Below are 17,916 nucleotides of genomic sequence, written 5' to 3' on the forward strand. Positions count from 1 at the left end.
GCCCCATCCCGTTCGTCGGACCTGCAGGAGCCGGTGGCAAGTGGCAACGGCTTCGCCGTCCTTCTCTTCGTTCCGGCCGTTCCGGTGCATCTTCCCACCGATCGCCCCTGCTTTCGGCCCTCCGCGACGGGGCCGCAATGGCGCGGCCTCCTGAAACGGAGGTTTGGAAATGACAAGGAAATCAGAAAAAACGCGTACCGATATCTACGCACGCATCACGGACAGGATCGTCGCTGACCTGGAAAAGGGCGTGCGCCCATGGGTGCGGCCGTGGAGTGCGGCCAATCTATCCGGCCGGGTGAGCCGGCCGCTTCGCCATAACGGCCAGCCTTACACGGGCCTCAACGTTCTCCTTCTCTGGTCGGAGAGCGTCGCCAGTGGTTTTACGTCGTCGACGTGGATGACTTTGCGCCAGGCAAACGAACTCGGTGCCTATGTGCGCATGGGCGAGAGCGGCGCAACTGTCGTCTATGCCAGTCGCTTCACGAAAACCGAAACGGATGCGGGTGGCGGTGAGGTTGAACGCGATATTCCCTTCCTGAAAGCCTACACCGTTTTCAACTGCGATCAGATCGACGGTCTCGCGGATCACTATTATCGTTGCTCTGAGCCGATCGCGAAACCGCTGGAGCGTATCGATCATGCCGATCGCTTCTTTGACAACACGGGCGCTGTTGTTCGCTATGGCGGTGATAAGGCTTTTTATTCTCCCTCGACCGACCATATCCAGCTGCCACGACCCGAACAATTCCGGGACACGGCATCCTTCGTTGCTATCCGTGCGCACGAAACCCTGCATTGGGCTGGAGGGCCAACCCGGCTGAACAGGGATCTCAGCCGCTACCACAAGGATCGCCGCGAGAGGGCGTTCGAGGAGATGCTTGTGGAGCTCGGAGCTGCGATGCTTTGCGCGGATCTGGGCATTGTGCCGGAACTGGAGCCCCGGCCGGATCATGCCGCCTATATCCAGAGTTGGGCCGAAATCCTCGGTTCCGACAAGCGAGCGATTTTCAATGCGGCCGCGCATGCACAGCGCGCCGTTGCCTATCTCCATGATCTACAGCCGCAGGCGGCTTCCGGTCAGGAGGCGGCCTGATTTTCCACACTCCAAGAGTCCCGGCGGAGGGCAAACCCTTCCGCCTTTCGGATGTTGGCATGTACATTCGTCCATCACGGATGGTCTATCACAGCGAAAAGCTGTTGGCGCCGCGAAATCCCCCTGGCGAAAACCGCGCGATTGGAGCCTGACCGAGCCGTAACGCAGCAAAGATGTATCGGTCGATCCAGTCGAGTGCTTCTGCGGCCGCTGCTCCACAGGCAACTAGGTTCTTGGCCGGAAAGTTTGACCCGGACAGAACACCCTCGTGTACCAGGTCATTGCGCATCCGGCGAAAGTCCGGTGGCAACGCAGGGAGGTTGAAGCGCTGTGCAGCATAGGCCAGGTTTTTGTTAAACGTGCCGACGTCAGCGCCGGCAGGAGCAACCGTTTCTGCAGTGGCGGCGATCACTTCAAGAACTGTTCCGGTGCTGAGAACCAGATCTTCCAGTGACCAGAATGCAATTGCATCCAGCCAATGATGACAAAGAAGCCGCGCCTTCTCTACCGTGCCGGCTCCACCATAGCTTCCCACGAAACGTTCCAGCAGACCCTTAAAGTCCGTGGTCGACGTGGGGATTGGAAACCCCGATCCCATCGCCCTTTGCCGGGGGAAATGATCTCCCACTTGCACAAAGCTAATTTCAGAGGCAGGCAGTGATCGAGTTGGGCTAACGCTTAAGCCGGTCAGGTAACTGGCGCCAAGGCAAAGCGGAAGGAGTTCATCGAAAAGGGCGTCCAATGCAGCGGACCGGCTTCCGGTGTAGGTCGTCGTTCCTTCCGCTGAATAGGTTTCAGCGCATTGTCCATTATCGCTGACGGCCAACTTGAACTCATCAAACCGATCATTCTTTCGCAGTTCCCACGTTCCGGCGGACGTGGTGATTGTCACGCTGTCCGGGTCGCCTGGAATGATAAGGTTTGTAAGCCAAAAACCGATGTAAAGTGTATCCATGATGCCGTAATAGCCTATGATTGAATTACAGGTCAAATCCGTGGTTTAAGTAAGTCTCTGATACGCTTTGTCACGGCATCCGCCCATGGAGGCCTCTCGACGATACCAATCTTTTTACTGTCGCAAATCTTGGCTAGCTGGATCTACGAGCGTGAAGGCATGCGCAGTGTTCAGGGGGTGGCATCGGTCATTCATCCGCATTGGTCATCGTGGGCACGTCTTATAGTACCGCCTATGTGGTGACGAAAACGATGGTCCGTAGCCTTTGTGTCCTGCACGGCGGTTCACGGAATAAGAGCACCGCCATCTGTCGGAATTCTTGGTAGGGCAGACCCGGTTTCGGTCATTTCCCTGGGGAGCGAGACCCCTTCCGTCTCACGCGGCCGGTATGGGATGTGGCCGTGGTGAGGGGCGTCGGAGCGCATGCAAGCCCGAGAGCCTCGCCGGTTGACGAGGTCGCCTTCCGGCGGGCGCAGGTTCGGCCATGGTGCGATGGCTACTCGATAGTGGCGGCAGGCGGAGGCGTCGAAGGGGCGGGCAGCACCACAGGCGTGACGACGTAAAAGCATAGTGCCGAAAAGATGCTTTCAGTGGTGCGTCGGTGGAAGATCGTCGATAACCATGCAGGCCAGTCGTGATCCATCCGGTTCGGACTGGCGACACCCACGCAGACCTCGATGGATCTGGTGTGACCGAAGGACGCCTTCGTCTCGATCGCCTTGGCCGCAACGGCCCTACGCAACTTTCTTCCCCTGCGAACAGGTTCGCATTCCTCGCGGGCCAAGAAAGCCGCTCCCGGCCATCCTCCACTTCGTTCCGGCCCCGTCGGGGTGCGGCGTCGATCGCCGTCGGTCTTAACACCGTCATCGAGGCCGCGGTGGGCGCGGCCCGAAAAAACCGGAAAAGGAACACGACAATGGCAGTCATCGGCGAATTCACCACCAACGGCAACAACTCCATCATCGGCAACGTGCGCACCCTCACCGTCACCATGAAGGCCCGCCTGAACCCGATCGAGCGCGTCTCGCGCGACGCCCCGGACTTCCGCATCACCGCCGGCAACGGCGTCGAGGTCGGCGCCGGCTGGAAGGCGGTCTCCAACGACGGCGAGGAATACATCTCGGTCAAGCTGGACGACCCGAGCTTCAACGCCCCGATCACCGCAGCCCTTTGGCCGAGCGAGAAGGAAGGCGAATACGCCCTCATCTGGAACCGCCCGAAGCGGGAGGCCTGATCATCGCAACGAGCTCCGCCGCAAGGCGGGGCTCTTTTCCCGTTCTCAATGTGAAGCCAGAGACGGGCATCGAGCCCGCCTTTGGCTTTTCTGGTGGCATACGGAAGCGTGGGGTCTGCTCAGACCGACCAATCATACCGTCGAGCCGGGGTAGCCTCAAGGACGAGCGGTTCCCCCAAAATGCTGGCGCATTTCGGCTCCCCCACTCGCCGCCTCCGGCGGTCGCGTTCCGCGCTCCTTGACCCTTCCCCGTCTCACCGGTTGCCGGCGTCATCTTTTTCAAACAACAGGAGATGACGATGCTGATCGAACAACACATCGAGGAACTGCGGGCCGAGTTGCGGAACGCCGTCTATAACGACGAGCGCAAGTGGATCGTAGCGGAATTGGAACTGGCACAGGCCGAACTTGCAGTCATCGAGGCCGAAAACAACGGCCTCATCAGTGCGGAGCCTCCTTTATAGGAGGCTCCATCATGCCGCCGGTTGCGGCGGCATATTCACCTCAGCCGTTCAGTGCGTCCTTGACCGCCTTGCCAGGCGTGAACGTCAGCTTTTTCGACGCGGCGATCTTGATCGTTGCGCCTGTTGCCGGGTTACGGCCTTCACGCTCCGGCGTGTCCTTTAGCTTGAACTTTCCGAACGAGGGGATCGACGTTTCTGCGCCCGCAAGCGCCGCGTCGGTTATCTGCTTGAAGACGCTTTCGACGATCATCTTGGCCTGCGCCTTGGTCAGATTCTGTTCGGCTGCGATCTTGTCGGCGATTTCGTTGGTTGTGGTCATATCGGAAGGGCCTCATTCGGTTTTCGGTCCTGCAGCTTTGACAATGAAGATGTGGCGAAGAAAGGTACAGGAGGGCAGGAAATCCCACGTTGACGCGAAAACCACAGGAAATTCAGGAGTTCGGTCGATTGAGACAGGCTATTCAGCGCTGCCCGCGCCCCGATAACCGCGTCGTCTCTTCGTTCGTTCGATAAGGAAGAGCGCTGTGTCCGCATCGTTCGGATGATCGAAGGTCTCCATCATCGTCTGGCCGCCCGATCCGATCCGGCCCCAGTTGCGGATGACCGAAGCCCCGCCGAACAGCGTCGGCTGAATCACAATCCTGTAGTAGCGCCGCATGTTCTGCGACGCATCAATGCGGTGAAGATGAACTGAGCATGTCTCCTTGTCTTCCATGTTCCCATTGTCGCTGTACCAGTAAGCCGCGTCCAACGAGTTATTTGAATCGATCTGGTGTCACCGATTCATCGCGGTGATGGGTTCAGACCGGGACTGGGCGAGGCGGCTTCGCCGCACGGCTCTATGCGCGGGCGCACCGAACCCGCGACGCGGTTTCGTCCGATCCCGGTTACGATCCTCCCGCGGGCCAACTCGGCTGGCATTTTCCGGTTTCATCATCAATAAGGCGCGCACCAGTTGCGCCGTGGCGCATTCCAGCGACGGGCCAATCCCTCTTCTACAAGCATTTCACCCAGCGATCTTCCATGCCGCGTCACTGTCCTGAGTTTTCGACCAAAGCGATCCGTATCGCGCCACCCGGCAACGAGCGTGAAGCTTCCCCCATTCAGCAGTTCCAGCAATCTGTCGCGGGAGGCTTCGCCGATAGACCTTTCGTCGCGGCAGTGAGGGGAGAAGATTTCCGGCGCATCGATATCGGCGATCCTGATCTTTTCACTCCGAAACCAGATCGTATCGCCATCGACAACACAATCAACGCGGCTCGTTTCATCGCAAAGAGCAAACCGTTCAGCTAACGCATCTGCCATTGTCGGCTGAAACGACGGGTAGGAACTTGTCAGGAAGCCGTGCGATATCTCTGGCTCCCCTGGCCTGTACGGCAAGCGGCCAATCACCAGAACGACGACGAACGCCGTGGCCAAGATGATGAGAAGCGTGCGTGGCAAGGTCACGCTTTTTTCTCCGGCTGAAACCTGTTCTCGCCGACACAGGCACTCATATCGTCACGCCGGAACCAGATGGCGCGGCCGCAACGTAGCGGCGGATTGCCGGAGGTGAACACGATCTGCTCGTCGCTGCGCATACGCAGTACTTCATGCGGCAGTATGAGCGGGCGGCGGCTGAGCTGCTTCGACCTTGACCGCGACGATCCTTTCATTCCGCTCGAACGATTGGTCTGATCCACCTCGACCGTGGTATCGCCGCAGCGTTTGGAAATGTAGTCGGCTGTATCGGGATCGTTGATTGCCGCAAACGAAATCCACGAGGCGCTCTCGAACCATTTGCTGGTCGCGTCGCGGCCGCCATAGGCCTCGCGCATCTGCCCGAGCGACTGGAAGATCATGGCGAGCGTGATGCCGTACTTGCGGCCAGCGTCGCGGGCGGTTTCGAGAATGCGCAGGAAGCCGAGACGCGCCACCTCATCGAGCAGGAAGAGGGTGCGACCCTTCACGTTACCGTTGCGGCTATAGATCGCGTTGAGCAGCGAGCCAATAACGACGCGGGCCAGTCCTGGATGGGCTTCAAGAACCTTGAGATCGAGCGCGATGAAGATGTCGGTTCGACCGTCGGCGAGATCGTCGGTGGAGAAACTGCTGCCCGAGACGAGACCGGCATAGTTCGGATAGGACAGCCAGTGCGTCTCTTTCACTGCATTGGCGTAGACACCGGAAAACGTCTCCGGCGTCATGTTGACGAAGACGGAAACGTTTTCCTTGACGAAGTCGGACTCAGACCCTTCGTAGATCTTCGTCAGACGCGCCCGCAACTGCGGCTCCGGCTCCGACAAATTGGTGCGGACCTGTCGCAACGTCTGATCTTTCTCATCCGTATGCCCTGACAGGCAGACGTCGGCAATTAGCGCTGTCAAAAGCTGCATGGCGGAGGCGCGGAAGAAGTCATCACGGGCCGACGCCGATCGAGGATTGTCGGTCATGATCCAGGTCGTGACGGCGACGATATCCTCTTCCTTGGTATTGCCGTGACGGCCGATCCAGTCGAGGGCATTGTAACCGACACCACCGGTAGTCGGATCGAGAACGATGACCTTGCGGCCTGCCTGACGCCGATGCTCGCTGACCATCGGCGCGACCTCGCTTGACGGGTCCAGAACCACAAGTCCGCCACCCCATTTAAGCGCAGTCGGGATCGTCACAGATGTCGTCTTGAAGCCACCGGAACCGGCGAAGACGATGCCATGCGACGAGCCAAATGAGCCGTCGAAGCATAGCAGCGGCGACTTGCCGCCCGCGCCCCAGCTTTGTTTCTCATCGGCTCGAAACGAGATAGTGGCAACACTATCGCGATCGACACGATAGCGCTCGCCGATGACGATGCCGCCGGCGTCGGGAAACAGCTTTGTTGCTTCCGGCAGTTTCATCCAGTCGGCCTCGCCATGCACGGCGCGCTTCCCGCCGATCCGCGTTGGCGCTAAGGTCACGAAGGCAGCGTTGCCCCTGATCGCGACGCGAAGCGCGAAGACGCCACCAAGGAACGTAATGCCCGCGCCGATCGCAGTCGCGGGATCGGCATAGGCAAGAACAGATTGTCCTGATGGCACGCGGCTGGCGATGCCGTTCAGGCGGACTGTCTCGCGTGCGATGGCGACAATGATGACAGCAGCACTTCCCGCCAGCACGCTCACGCCGGCCGACTTGACATTCGCCGATCCATTCGTTGCGAACAACGCGATCACGCCGATCGCGACCGCTGCCATATAGGGAAGGGCGAGCCCGGCGCGTCCCAGCATCAGCTTTGCCTGCACATTCGTGGCGAGTGCCGCCAGTCGATGTTCCATGCCTGATGTCAGAACCATCGTTGCGATCATGATCGCCGCCGGCAGGACCGATAGCAGCAGCCTATTCGCCGTCATGACCAAAGGCCTCCGCGCCGATTGCCGCCAGCCGGGATTTTTCCGTCTCGTCGCCCTTGATCCGCCTTCCGGCGTCGATCAGCAAGCCGAGCAGCAGCGCCCGCTTCTCGTATCGCAGGCCTGCCTTGACGATCAGGCCGCCGAGCTCAATCTTTTCGCGCGTGTCCTTTTTGCGCGCATTTGATGTCATCGCTTTCGACATGCGCTCAAACCTCGCCAGCACCGCCCGCAGCCTCGCCAGTCGACTGCGTCGCGGACGGTTCGCCGTCGGTTCCGGTCTCGCCAGCACTTTTCTTTCCGGCCGCTCTTTTCTTTGCTGCTCGAAACGTTTCGGCGATTTCCTCGAAGTCCGCCTGAAGCTGGGCCTCGTCAATCTCGATCTCACCAATCCCGGCCTTCAGCGCGATCCGGCCGATACGTTCGGCCTCACGTGTCTCGGCCTGTTTCAGCTGATCCTGCAACCGGGCAATTTCTTCACGGATTTTCGATGACGGTTTTTTCATTCCGGTTGGTTCTCCTTGAGATTCTGGCGTTGCATTCGCGACGCCAGAATCCCTCCGGATGCGATGAAAAGGAATGTGCAGATTTGCACATCGGCAACGCCGATGCTTTGGAGCATCATCCCGCCGTTCCGAAGGAGCGGTTCCAAGGGCGCAATTATACGTCGCTGATGCGACGTGTTGCTCACGGCCCTGCCAAGGGGGTCAAGAGGGCCGTCGTAGGGTTGCCGCTCAACCTTGGCTGCTCTTTGGGAGCGAGGTTCGAACCGGGAGTATTTTAAGCCGTGGCCATCGCCCATTTCTCAGCCAGCATCGTCAGCCGCGGCGGCGGCCGCAGCGTGGTGCTGTCTGCGGCCTACCGGCACTGCGCGAAGATGGAATACGAGCGCGAGGCCCGCACCATCGACTACACCCGCAAACAGGGGCTCCTACACGAGGAGTTCGTCTTGCCTGCCGATGCCCCGAAATGGGTCCGCGCGTTGATTGCTGACCGCTCTGTTGCCGGAGCTTCGGAAGCCTTCTGGAACAAGGTCGAGGCTTTCGAAAAGCGCTCCGATGCGCAGCTTGCCAGGGACCTGACAATCGCTCTTCCGCTGGAGCTCACCCCGGAGCAGAACATCGAGTTAGTTCGCGACTTCGTGACAAAACACATCCTCGCCAAGGGCATGGTGGCCGATTGGGTCTACCACGACAATCCCGGCAATCCGCATATCCACCTGATGACCACATTACGCCCGCTGACCGAGGAGGGGTTCGGCTCGAAGAAGGTTGCGGTCACGGCCAAGGCTGGCCAGCCCGTCCGCACGCAGTCCGGGAAAATCCTCTATGAGCTCTGGGCGGGTTCGACGGGTGACTTCAATTCCTTACGCGATGGATGGTTCGAGCGGCTGAACCATCACTTGGCGCTTGGCGGCATCGATCTCAAGATCGACGGACGTTCCTATGCGAAACAAGGTATCGAGCTTGAAGCCACGATTCATATCGGCGTCGGGGCGAAAGCCATCGTACGCAAGGCGGAAGAACAGGGTGTTCGGCCAGAGCTCGAACGGATCGAACTGAACGAGCAGCGTCGGTCTGAAAACACCCGCCGCATTCTAAACAGTCCAGCCATCGTGCTCGACTTGATCACGCGGGAAAAGAGCGTTTTCGATGAACGCGATGTCGCCAGGGTTCTGCATCGCTATGTCGATGACCCGGCTGTCTTCCAGCAGCTGATGTTACGCATCATACTGGACCCCGAGGTTCTCCGGCTGCAGCGCGACACGATCGAGTTCGCGACCGGAGAAAAGGTGCCTGCCCGTTATTCGACCCGGGCGATGATCCGGCTGGAAGCGACGATGGTGCGGCAGGCGTTATGGCTGTCGAACCGGGACGGTCATAGTGTCTCTGAAGCTGCTCTGGACGCAACGTTCCGGCGGCATGAGCGGTTGTCGCAGGAGCAGAAAGCGGCGATCGAGCGGATCGCCGGTCCCTCCCGGATCGCGGCCGTGGTCGGACGCGCTGGCGCGGGCAAGACCACGATGATGAAGGCTGCCCGCGAGGCGTGGGAACTGGCCGGATATCGTGTCGTCGGCGGAGCGCTTGCCGGCAAGGCGGCGGAGGGGCTGGAAAAGGAAGCCGGGATCCAAAGCCGCACGCTGGCATCATGGGAGTTGCGCTGGAATCGGGGCCGTGACGTTCTCGATGACAAAACCGTCTTCGTCATGGACGAGGCGGGCATGGTCGCCTCAAAACAGATGGCCGGCTTTGTCGATGCCGTCGTTAGGGCGGGTGCAAAGATCGTGCTGGTCGGCGATCCCGAACAGCTCCAGCCGATCGAGGCGGGGGCCGCCTTCCGCGCCATTGTCGATCGGGTCGGATACGCCGAGCTGGAAACGATCTATCGCCAGCGCGAGGACTGGATGCGCAAGGCGTCGCTCGATCTGGCCCGGGGCAATGTGGAAAAGGCGCTGGCCGCCTATGATGCCAACGTCAGGATCACGGGAACGCGCCTCAAGGCCGAGGCGGTCGAGCGGCTGATCGGTGACTGGAACCACGATTACGATCAGACGAGAACAACTTTGATCCTCGCGCATCTGCGTCGTGACGTGCGCATGCTGAACATTATGGCCCGCGAAAAACTCGTCGAACGCGGCATTGTCGGTGAGGGCCATGTCTTCAAAACGGCTGACGGCATTCGCCAGTTTGACGCGGGCGACCAGATCGTCTTTCTGAAGAACGAGACCTCGCTCGGCGTAAAGAACGGCATGCTTGCACATGTCGTTGAGGCCGCACCGAACAGGATAGTTGCTGTCTTCGGAGAGGGTGATCAGCGCCGGCAGGTCGTCGTCGAGCAACGCTTCTACAGCAATCTCGATCATGGTTACGCCACCACGATCCATAAAAGCCAAGGCGCTACCGTCGACCGCGTAAAGGTGTTGGCAAGCCTCTCGCTGGACCGGCATCTGACCTATGTGGCGATGACCCGCCATCGCGAGGATTTGCAGCTTTATTACGGCCACCGGTCATTCGCCTTCAATGGTGGCCTGGCCAAAGTCCTCTCCCGAAAAAATGCCAAGGAGACCACGCTCGATTACGAGCGCGGAAAGCTTTACCGCGAAGCGCTGCGTTACGCAGAAAACCGTGGCCTTAACATTGTCCAGGTAGCGCGTACGCTGTTACGCGACCAACTCGACTGGACACTGCGCCAGAAGACGAAACTGGTCGATCTCGGCCAGCGCCTTGCTGTCTTTGCCGAGCGTCTCGGCCTGCACCATTCCCCGAAAACTCAAACAATGAAGGAGGCCGCGCCCATGGTCGCAGGCATCAAGACATTTTCCGGTTCCGTTGCCGACACGGTGGAGAACAAGCTCGACACCGATCCAGCCCTCAGACAACAATGGGAAGAGGTCTCGACCCGTTTTGCCTACGTCTTTGCCGATCCCGAGGCCGCCTTCCGGGCGATGAACTTCGATGCGGTGCTAGTGGATAAGGAAACGGCCAAACTGACGCTTCAGACGCTGACGACCGCCCCGGCGTCGATCGGACCGCTAAGGGGCAAGACCGGCATTCTTGCCAGCAAGACTGAGCGCGAGGACCGCCGTGTCGCAGACCTCAATGTTCCGGCCTTGAAGCGCGATCTTGAGCAGTATCTGAGGATGCGCGAGACCGCCGCGCAGCGGCTGCGGGCTGACGAGCAGGTATTGCGTCAGCGCGTGTCGATCGACATCCCAGCATTGTCGCCGGCAGCACATCTGGTGCTGGAGCGTGTGCGTGATGCGATCGACCGCAACGATCTGCCGGCGGCCATGGCCTATGCACTCAGTAATCGCGAAACCAAGACTGAGATCGACGGGTTCAACCAGGCCGTCACTGAGCGGTTCGGGGAACGCACACTGCTCACCAATGCCGCGCGTGAACCGTCCGGAAAACTCTTCGACAAACTCTCCGACGGAATGCAGGCAGACCTGAAGGAGCGGCTGAAAGAAGCCTGGCCGGTTATGCGCACGGCTCAGCAGCTTAGTGCTCACGAGCGCACCGTCCAGACCTTGCGGCAGGCCGAAGATTTGCATCTCGCCCGGCGCCAGACTCCGGTGATGAAACAATGAGGCGGCGCGTTCTCCTATTCCCGGCCGGCTTGGGCGGGATGATCGCCGCTCTGGCGGCAATCGCATACTTCGGCGGCTTTCGGTTGAACCTGACGCCGAGCGAGCCGCTTGGGCTCTGGCGTATCGTGACCCTGCAGCGTCGGGTCGAGGCCGGCGATCTCGTGTTCATCTGCCCACCGGCGACCGCCTCATTCGAGGAGGCACGGCGCCGCGGCTATGTCAGGCGTGGCCTCTGCCCTGGTGGCTATGCGCCACTGATCAAGACAGTGGTGGCACTTCCCGGACAGCATGTCGAAATCGGCGGGAATATCACTGTCGATCGCACGCCTCTTGCCTCATCGATCGTTCGCGCGAGCGATGGAGAAGGCAGGCTGATCACACCGTTCGAGACCGGCGTCGTTCCGCCAAAAAATCTGTTCCTTCACTCATCGTTTGCGAGCTCCTATGATAGTCGGTATTTTGGACCGGTTCCCGATACGGGCCTTCTCGGCCTGGCGCGGCCGGTCCTCACTTTCGAACCGTAACTGGCAGCTAACCTGCCTGCTCATCGCAGTATCCGTGGCTTGCGGTTGGACTGCCTGGAGCGGTCATGTCCTGACCCTTCCGGTCGCTGGGTTGTTCCCGACGCTCTGGGCGATGTCGCCGTCGCGGCTGACGGCGGTGCTCGTGTCGGCCGGATATATTCTGGCTGCCTCGCGCGGGTTGCCGCAGGGCGTCGCCAATTTCTATGCCGCCGATCTCTGGCCCGGGCTTCTGCTCTGGACAGCTGCTTCGCTCTCCTTTGCCAGCGTGCATGCGGCGCTCTGGAAGGCGCGACCCGAAGGCAAGTCTCAGGGAGAAGGTCGAACGGAAATGGCGCCACGCTATCTGGTGGCGGCGCTTCTCATGGGACTGCCGCCTCTCGGTATCACTGGCTGGGCACATCCGCTGACCGCTACTGGCGTGCTCTTTCCGGGATGGGGATGGTGGGGGCTGGTCGCGATGACAGCCGGCCTCGCGATGATGACATCGCGATATTGGCCGGCTGTCGCCATCGTCCTGGGAGGATTCTGGCTCTGGTCCGCCGCTACGTGGACGTCACCTGACCTACCCGAGGGATGGAAGGGCGTCGACCTCGAACAGGGCCCGAGCCTCGGACGAGACGGCTCGCTCGACTATCACCGTGACCTTATCGCAACGGTGCGCGCGGCTGCGGGAGAGAAAAACCGGTTCATCGTTCTTCCCGAAAGTGCATTGGGCTTCTGGACTCCGACCGTCGCGCGGGTCTGGAGCCAAGGTATGCGAGGCTCGGAGCTCACTGTGATCGCCGGCGCGGCCGCTATCGATCCGGGCGGCTACGACAATGTCATGGTGACGATTTCGGCTGACGAAGCACGCATTCTCTATCGCCAACGCATGCCGGTCCCGGTGTCCATGTGGCGGCCATGGCGAGCATGGACCGGGCAGGGCGGTGGAGTCAGCGCCAACCTCTTCGACAATCCTGTTGTGCAAAGCGACGGCCAGATGGTCGCCGTGCTGATCTGCTACGAACAGCTCCTCCTTTGGCCGGTCCTGCAGTCGATGCTGCATTCCCCCACTGCAATCGTTGCCCCGGGCAATGGATGGTGGACGGCGGGAACGTCGATCGCCGCCATTCAGACCGCGAGCGTGATCGCTTGGGCAAAACTGTTCGGACTGCCCGTCGTTACGGCGTTCAATACATAAGGAGATGTTCGCGATGGTCGATGCCGCCCTCATTAAGGAATGTAGCGATCCCGGCCTCAAGCCGGCGACCGTCGAACAGTTCATCGAGCGGGTAGGGGCACCGGACCCGCTCGCAGTCACCGTCCGCTCCGGAAACCGGGTAGTGCTCGTGCCCAGGCCGAAGACAGCCGAGGAGGCGTTAGCGCTTATCCGGGACAACCTCGGTCGCAATACCGTTCGCGTCGGGATTACACAATATCCCGCCGGGCTCGGCATCGTGGAGGCGGGCGAGTTGAAGCCGGACCTGGTCGATGCTTGCAAAAACATTCGCATGGGCACGGCACTGTTCGCCAAAGTCTATCGGATCGTCACAAAATGGTATGGCAACCCGACCGAGAGGCAAGTCCTGCCGCAAGTGTTCGACGATGCAATCATCGCCTGGCAGACGGGATATTTTGAAGGCACGGCGGTGTTCTCTGCGGCAGATCCGGCAGGGGTGAAATTGACTGAGGCGTCGCGAGAGCGTCAAGCGGGCCAACCTTTCGATGATGCCGACAGACGTCCCGACAGTGAGGGAGCGGTCGATGGCTCACGAACGAACCCGGATATCGAGACGAATGCCAACCGGGCTGGAATACGTGTCGATCTCTCTGGAATTGGTAGGTGAAGCGTATCTCACGTCAGAACTGATGTCGGGCAGCGCGATCGCTGCAACAAGCCCAAATATACGAGATAATGAGCGGCCGGAGTTGTCGAGAAAGCTTGCGTCGACGGCGCGACATGCCACTAAGGGACAAGAATGAAAAACCGTTTAGCGTCCAGCCTATCATCATCGTTGTCGACCTTAGACGCCGTAGAGAGTGACGCTGATTTGCCGTCGGCGATTGCCGACATACGGGAGCGGTATAAGTTCGCGCATCTCGTGTTTCTAGTCGTCCGCCCCCCGAGCCCGCCGGAGATTTCCCCGCTCTATTGGACAACATACCCACGAGAGTGGACTGATCTTTATGTTGAGAACAACTATGTGGAGATCGATCCTGTTTTGCCGATCTGGCGAACCGGGTTCCTTCCAGTTGATTGGTCAGACCTCGATTGGAAATCGATAGCAACCCGGGAATTGTTGCGCGAAGCAAGTCGTTTTGGTGTCGGTCGACATGGTGTCACCGTCCCTGTCAGAGGCCCAAACGGTGAGCGCAGTCTTCTATCAGCGACCGCAAATTCCTCAAGGCATGAGTGGCGAAAACTTCGCGCGTCAAGCGACCACGACCTCCAGATCCTATCCCTCTATCTGCACGAGAAAGTCGCCGCGGTGTCGGGTTTGAGAAAACATGGCGCGCACCGCACACTTTCCAAGCGCGAACAGGAGTGTCTCCAGCTAGTTGCTACAGGCCTCGTGCCCAAGCAAATAGCCTCGAATTTGGAGGTGTCTGAAAGCGCGGTGCGCCTATACCTCGGTTTAGCTCGGCGCAAACTCCAAGCCGCGACAATTTATGAAGCGATAGCCAAAGCAAGTTTTCACGAAAAAATTCAGACGTGAGCCACGACCATCGGCATTCACTTGAACTCGGTCGTAGCGTTAACCTTTGGTTGCAAGTCAATCTGTTGATATCGATAGATTGCATCCAATCCTGGTGTAGATCACTCCTATGCAAATCAACTCGCAGAAAACTCGCCTTTGCAAACCGTAACAGGGTTCGCAGTGAAACCGTCCCGAGCAATTTGTCTGGGCTGGCCGCGCTTGATTTGGATGATGACGAGGATCGCAAAATGGTAGATAGCGCAATCGTAGAGGCTTGGAAAAAAGCGCCGCGTGTCAATTTGTTCGCAAGCTTCTTTGAAACCACTGCCAGTGGGTTGGGCGGCATGCCGGATCTGGGTAAGCCAGTGCCGGATTTCGATCTTCTATCACATGATCTCGACTGCATGACATTTTGGGGAACCCAACAAACCCTTTGGGGACATTTCGACGCCCATTATTTTGCGAGCATTCCGTACAGGCTTGAAGAAGAATGCCGTCTTGGAAGCGCAATTTTCTCATTTGCTCAAAAAGCTTGGACCAGAAACGGTCGCATCGCGACGATCTACACCTTGGGTGCTGGCGCAGGCACGCTTGCAAGAACGCTGGCGGCACTTGGTGATGGGCTTGTAAAATCGATCAATTGCAGTCCCACAAATGGCAATCGCGTCTCCTTTTTTGCCAATCAGGGGAGTCCGCATGCCAGCTTCTATCTCGGGCCGTTTTTCGAACTGGACGACCTGCGCTATGAGACGGATAAAACCCTTCAGCCTTTCCGTGATGGATACGATGTGCTGCTTGAAGACACAACGTTTCAGATGTACGGGCGTGATAGAGAAAATCAAACAGGGTTTATCGCGCCCCGGATTAGAGAAAATGGGGTTCTGATACAGGTTCAAAAGCTCCGGCACCCAGACGCAGGCACGTATTTGAAGCGCGAGATCCAGAAGGACGGGGCATTCAAGGCGAAGTATTTCTCTGCAAACCAGATCATCGAGAAGAAGCGCGAGGTTCTGGATACGATGGTGGACTTCCAGGTGGACCTCGAAACGTCGCGATCTGCCCTTCGGTCTTATTTCAGGTACAGCGTCGTCACTTGGAATAGTGGCAATTTTTACACCATAGTCTCATCCAACTCTCATCAGGCCATCTGTGATCTCATCACGACGATGATAAAGCCAGCGATAGCCCCGGAGTTTTGCTACGAACTGCTTCCGTACGTCCTGCTCGACGACGAGCACAGTCCGTTGCCTTCAGACTGGACGTGGCGTGCTCCCAAGTCGGCCGCCGTGAAAGCTGGACCTTAAGTCGGTCAGCAGGAGTGGCGAGAATGAGTGAGAACCTGGCGCGTTCGAGTCATGGTCATCTGAGTGCTGAGGAAGTGAGGCAGACGCTATCCTTCCTTATGCCGGACCTTGCCGTTTTTTGGGAACGACCCCTGACCGACTACGCATATGCCGTCTACCGCGGCTTTGTCAAAGGGCGATGTTCCACGCGAGAAGACGCGATGTATCGGCTCCAGCAATTTATCGCACGCAATGTGCTTACGATGGGAGCCAGTGAGGAAGACGCGAGACAAGCCAGCCAGCAAATTGCCGGCGCGCCGGTCCTACAGACCGGCCCGCACTGTCATTTGCTGGTCGAGCCGGATGCTTTTTATACGCACCTTTTCAGCGTTCTTGGACTGACAGCCCACTCTCTCCGTTGGAATATTTGTTACAGCTGTTCGACGGTGAAATTTACCGAGAAGTCGAAGAAGGGTCCGGGATGGCTTAAGCTGGGCGACGACGTCGTCAATGTTTTCGGTCTGTCACGAAGCCGCATGGATCCTTCTAGCATTTGTGGTTTCAATGGATCCGTTCGGTTTGAATTGTCGATCCCCAAGAGCGATAAATCCATCACTCCGAAGGTGGCGCGATTAAAAGGTATGCTGCCCGACACGTCGTTTTCGTCTGCAGCCGAAGCGATCAAGGCTGCCAATCAGATATTGTGGCAGCGATTTTCGTGTCCGGCTCAGCGACTTTTGCAATTCGACGACATTGATGTTGCCGATCTCGTGGCCGATCATTTTGAAGACCCGGCATCGTGGCTGTCGTCTCACTTCACCGGATGCGGATTGTTTCCGCAAAGTATCCTTCACGCGATGGACAAATTGAACAGTGGACCGTGGGCTGGATGGATAAGGCAGACGACAGACTTCTTCTGGGGCCTTCAAGACGGCAGGATTTTTCCGCTTCGGTTGGATGAGGGCTCTCTTAAAGGAGGTCCCTCATTAAACTTTGATGCCCGGTTCGATCCTGAAAACATCGCAGCCTGTTTGCGCCAACGCAAACTGGTGCCAAACCTTCTTATGACATTTTTGGTGATCTCGATTCTCCCAGGCGTTCGCGTTCTTGGTGGATGTCGTCAGGCTGTATATTATCCGCTCATGCGCCATCTCGTTGCAGGCGCACTTGAAGCTTCAGGCGATTTCGAACTCTTACAAGCAATGCGGGCCGATCAATTGCCGGGGATGTGGGGCCATCGCGTCTTGCGTCCGAAGGATAGCCAACCATTTCTGGAACTCGAGAACAATGGATCGCTTGCGAATGCAGCAGCCAATTATGGTGACGCATTCCTGATGCAATGCGCCGGTGACTTAAGCAGCTTCACCTCTGATCCGATCTGGGCGCATATGTCTGCTCATATCAAGAACGGGACGATTCACAGAGGAACCGCAGAATGGCAGTGGGCCTAGTTCCCGCAGATGTACTGTGAAGAGCCACTGTGGGCCACGCGAAAAGATGGTTCTCGGAAAAGTGTTGGACACTTCGAAATAGGGTAACGCGAAGAAAGCCAATTATATTTGGAGCCATCATGGAAGCTGGGCAACTGTCGATCAGATGTATCTCCCCTGAGGAAATCGAGGTGTTCAAGCTTATCCGGCTGGAAGCATTGCGGTGCGAGCCAGCCTCATTCGCCAGCAAATCTGAAGACTGGGAAACATTGGCCGATGAAGATTGGCGGCAAAGGCTAAGCGATCCCGTTTTTGTCGCCTTCAACAACGCGGAGCCTGTCGGTCTGATGGGAATGTTACGGTTTCGCCCGGCGAAAATGGCGCACCGAGCCACCCTTGTGATGGTCTATGTTCGTGAAAGTTCTCGCGGGACTGGTGTCGCAAAAAAGCTATTGCGCTCGGTCTTCGACCATGCGCGCCAGCAGGGGGTCACGCAAATCGAACTTTCCGTCAGTGCGGCCAATTCGGTTGCGATACGGTTCTACCGGAATCAGGGCTTTTCAGAAATCGCGCGTATCCCCAATGGGTTCTTGGAAAATACGATAACGGTTGAGGAAATGATCATGATGAGAAGACTTGATTGCTGAAACAGGCCGCTCTCTGTGGAGCGACGAATTGTGTTTTCGCAGAGAAAGAACCGATATTCGCCGAATCGATTATATGTTCAGTGAAAAACTCACATAGGGATGATATGATTTATCCATCGCGCATTTAGTATTCTTTTGTACTTATAGCTG

At 58.3% G+C, this 17,916-nt stretch carries 20 protein-coding genes; 12 read left to right on the forward strand and 8 right to left on the reverse strand.

The window, feature by feature from the left end; genetic code table 11:
* Positions 1-169 precede the first annotated feature (169 nt).
* The gene (locus RMR16_RS24505) at positions 170-1,096 is read left to right on the forward strand and encodes an ArdC family protein (RefSeq protein ID WP_320202122.1); all 927 of its coding nucleotides are present in this window, start codon (positions 170-172) and stop codon (positions 1,094-1,096) included.
* 88 nt (positions 1,097-1,184) lie between these two features.
* Here the strand turns inward: RMR16_RS24505 and RMR16_RS24510 are convergent, their stop codons facing one another.
* On the reverse strand, positions 1,185-1,922 hold the full coding sequence (locus tag RMR16_RS24510; RefSeq protein ID WP_432355395.1) for a hypothetical protein: 738 nt from the start codon (positions 1,920-1,922) through the stop codon (positions 1,185-1,187).
* Positions 1,923-2,547: 625 nt separating this feature from the next.
* A complete protein-coding gene (locus tag RMR16_RS24515) occupies positions 2,548-2,793 on the reverse strand; it encodes a hypothetical protein (RefSeq protein WP_320202124.1) in 246 nt (81 codons plus the stop codon).
* 174 nt (positions 2,794-2,967) lie between these two features.
* On the opposite strand from RMR16_RS24515, the gene RMR16_RS24520 reads away from it, so the two are divergent.
* Entirely contained in the window at positions 2,968-3,285 is a 318-nt protein-coding gene (locus tag RMR16_RS24520) for a DUF736 domain-containing protein (RefSeq protein WP_320202125.1), read from the forward strand.
* Between the two features lie 299 nt (positions 3,286-3,584).
* Complete coding sequence (locus RMR16_RS24525; RefSeq protein ID WP_320202126.1) at positions 3,585-3,749, forward strand: hypothetical protein; 165 nt, start codon at positions 3,585-3,587, stop codon at positions 3,747-3,749.
* A 40-nt stretch (positions 3,750-3,789) separates the two neighbouring features.
* Here RMR16_RS24525 and RMR16_RS24530 read toward each other — a convergent pair whose 3' ends face one another.
* From RMR16_RS24530 to traC, 6 genes are all read right to left on the reverse strand, one after another.
* Positions 3,790-4,068, reverse strand: a complete 279-nt coding sequence (locus RMR16_RS24530; RefSeq protein ID WP_320202127.1) for an HU family DNA-binding protein — start codon at positions 4,066-4,068, stop codon at positions 3,790-3,792.
* A gap of 138 nt (positions 4,069-4,206) precedes the next feature.
* Positions 4,207-4,464: a WGR domain-containing protein gene (locus RMR16_RS24535; RefSeq protein WP_320202128.1), complete on the reverse strand. Its 258-nt coding sequence runs from the start codon at positions 4,462-4,464 to the stop codon at positions 4,207-4,209.
* Between the two features lie 221 nt (positions 4,465-4,685).
* Entirely contained in the window at positions 4,686-5,198 is a 513-nt protein-coding gene (locus RMR16_RS24540; RefSeq protein WP_320202129.1) for a thermonuclease family protein, read from the reverse strand.
* The gene (gene traG, locus RMR16_RS24545) at positions 5,195-7,117 is read right to left on the reverse strand and encodes a Ti-type conjugative transfer system protein TraG (protein ID WP_320202130.1); all 1,923 of its coding nucleotides are present in this window, start codon (positions 7,115-7,117) and stop codon (positions 5,195-5,197) included. The genes RMR16_RS24540 and traG overlap by 4 nt, the downstream gene beginning before the upstream one ends.
* Entirely contained in the window at positions 7,104-7,319 is a 216-nt protein-coding gene (traD, locus tag RMR16_RS24550; RefSeq protein WP_320202131.1) for a type IV conjugative transfer system coupling protein TraD, read from the reverse strand. The genes traG and traD overlap by 14 nt, the downstream gene beginning before the upstream one ends.
* A gap of 4 nt (positions 7,320-7,323) precedes the next feature.
* Positions 7,324-7,620, reverse strand: a complete 297-nt coding sequence (gene traC, locus RMR16_RS24555) for a conjugal transfer protein TraC (RefSeq protein WP_320202132.1) — start codon at positions 7,618-7,620, stop codon at positions 7,324-7,326.
* Here traC and RMR16_RS24560 point away from each other — a divergent pair.
* The 9 genes from RMR16_RS24560 (at position 7,605) to RMR16_RS24600 (ending at position 17,766) form a co-directional block, all read left to right on the forward strand.
* Positions 7,605-7,898: a hypothetical protein gene (locus RMR16_RS24560; protein WP_432355399.1), complete on the forward strand. Its 294-nt coding sequence runs from the start codon at positions 7,605-7,607 to the stop codon at positions 7,896-7,898. The two genes, traC and RMR16_RS24560, sit on opposite strands and share 16 nt — an antisense overlap.
* A gap of 3 nt (positions 7,899-7,901) precedes the next feature.
* Complete coding sequence (gene traA / locus RMR16_RS24565) at positions 7,902-11,204, forward strand: Ti-type conjugative transfer relaxase TraA (RefSeq protein WP_432355401.1); 3,303 nt, start codon at positions 7,902-7,904, stop codon at positions 11,202-11,204.
* The gene (traF, locus tag RMR16_RS24570; protein WP_320200601.1) at positions 11,201-11,728 is read left to right on the forward strand and encodes a conjugative transfer signal peptidase TraF; all 528 of its coding nucleotides are present in this window, start codon (positions 11,201-11,203) and stop codon (positions 11,726-11,728) included. The genes traA and traF overlap by 4 nt, the downstream gene beginning before the upstream one ends.
* Positions 11,729-11,744: 16 nt before the next feature.
* Positions 11,745-12,908 carry a conjugal transfer protein TraB gene (locus RMR16_RS24575; RefSeq protein ID WP_320200789.1) on the forward strand — a complete coding sequence of 388 codons (1,164 nt, stop codon included), beginning with the start codon at positions 11,745-11,747 and terminating at the stop codon, positions 12,906-12,908.
* A gap of 13 nt (positions 12,909-12,921) precedes the next feature.
* The gene (locus RMR16_RS24580) at positions 12,922-13,554 is read left to right on the forward strand and encodes a TraH family protein (protein ID WP_320200602.1); all 633 of its coding nucleotides are present in this window, start codon (positions 12,922-12,924) and stop codon (positions 13,552-13,554) included.
* Positions 13,555-13,686: 132 nt separating this feature from the next.
* Positions 13,687-14,424: a LuxR family transcriptional regulator gene (locus RMR16_RS24585; RefSeq protein ID WP_320200603.1), complete on the forward strand. Its 738-nt coding sequence runs from the start codon at positions 13,687-13,689 to the stop codon at positions 14,422-14,424.
* Between the two features lie 230 nt (positions 14,425-14,654).
* Positions 14,655-15,710, forward strand: a complete 1,056-nt coding sequence (locus RMR16_RS24590) for a class I SAM-dependent methyltransferase (protein WP_320200604.1) — start codon at positions 14,655-14,657, stop codon at positions 15,708-15,710.
* A gap of 23 nt (positions 15,711-15,733) precedes the next feature.
* Entirely contained in the window at positions 15,734-17,140 is a 1,407-nt protein-coding gene (locus RMR16_RS24595) for a hypothetical protein (RefSeq protein WP_320200605.1), read from the forward strand.
* A 119-nt stretch (positions 17,141-17,259) separates the two neighbouring features.
* Positions 17,260-17,766 carry a GNAT family N-acetyltransferase gene (locus RMR16_RS24600; RefSeq protein ID WP_320200790.1) on the forward strand — a complete coding sequence of 169 codons (507 nt, stop codon included), beginning with the start codon at positions 17,260-17,262 and terminating at the stop codon, positions 17,764-17,766.
* Positions 17,767-17,916 lie beyond the last annotated feature (150 nt).

It is taken from the genome of Agrobacterium sp. rho-13.3 (genome assembly GCF_033957765.2).
Lineage (GTDB): Bacteria > Pseudomonadota > Alphaproteobacteria > Rhizobiales > Rhizobiaceae > Agrobacterium.

Coding starts and splice junctions, on each gene's coding strand:
- RMR16_RS24505 (WP_320202122.1), top strand. CDS start 170: ATGACAAGGAAATCAGAAAAAACGCGTACCGATATCTACGCACGCATC.
- RMR16_RS24520 (WP_320202125.1), top strand. CDS start 2,968: ATGGCAGTCATCGGCGAATTCACCACCAACGGCAACAACTCCATCATC.
- RMR16_RS24525 (WP_320202126.1), top strand. CDS start 3,585: ATGCTGATCGAACAACACATCGAGGAACTGCGGGCCGAGTTGCGGAAC.
- RMR16_RS24530 (WP_320202127.1), bottom strand. CDS start 4,068: ATGACCACAACCAACGAAATCGCCGACAAGATCGCAGCCGAACAGAAT.
- RMR16_RS24535 (WP_320202128.1), bottom strand. CDS start 4,464: ATGGAAGACAAGGAGACATGCTCAGTTCATCTTCACCGCATTGATGCG.
- traG (WP_320202130.1), bottom strand. CDS start 7,117: ATGACGGCGAATAGGCTGCTGCTATCGGTCCTGCCGGCGGCGATCATG.
- traD (WP_320202131.1), bottom strand. CDS start 7,319: ATGTCGAAAGCGATGACATCAAATGCGCGCAAAAAGGACACGCGCGAA.
- RMR16_RS24560 (WP_432355399.1), top strand. CDS start 7,605: ATGACGGTTTTTTCATTCCGGTTGGTTCTCCTTGAGATTCTGGCGTTG.
- traC (WP_320202132.1), bottom strand. CDS start 7,620: ATGAAAAAACCGTCATCGAAAATCCGTGAAGAAATTGCCCGGTTGCAG.
- traF (WP_320200601.1), top strand. CDS start 11,201: ATGAGGCGGCGCGTTCTCCTATTCCCGGCCGGCTTGGGCGGGATGATC.
- RMR16_RS24580 (WP_320200602.1), top strand. CDS start 12,922: ATGGTCGATGCCGCCCTCATTAAGGAATGTAGCGATCCCGGCCTCAAG.
- RMR16_RS24585 (WP_320200603.1), top strand. CDS start 13,687: ATGAAAAACCGTTTAGCGTCCAGCCTATCATCATCGTTGTCGACCTTA.
- RMR16_RS24590 (WP_320200604.1), top strand. CDS start 14,655: ATGGTAGATAGCGCAATCGTAGAGGCTTGGAAAAAAGCGCCGCGTGTC.
- RMR16_RS24595 (WP_320200605.1), top strand. CDS start 15,734: ATGAGTGAGAACCTGGCGCGTTCGAGTCATGGTCATCTGAGTGCTGAG.
- RMR16_RS24600 (WP_320200790.1), top strand. CDS start 17,260: ATGGAAGCTGGGCAACTGTCGATCAGATGTATCTCCCCTGAGGAAATC.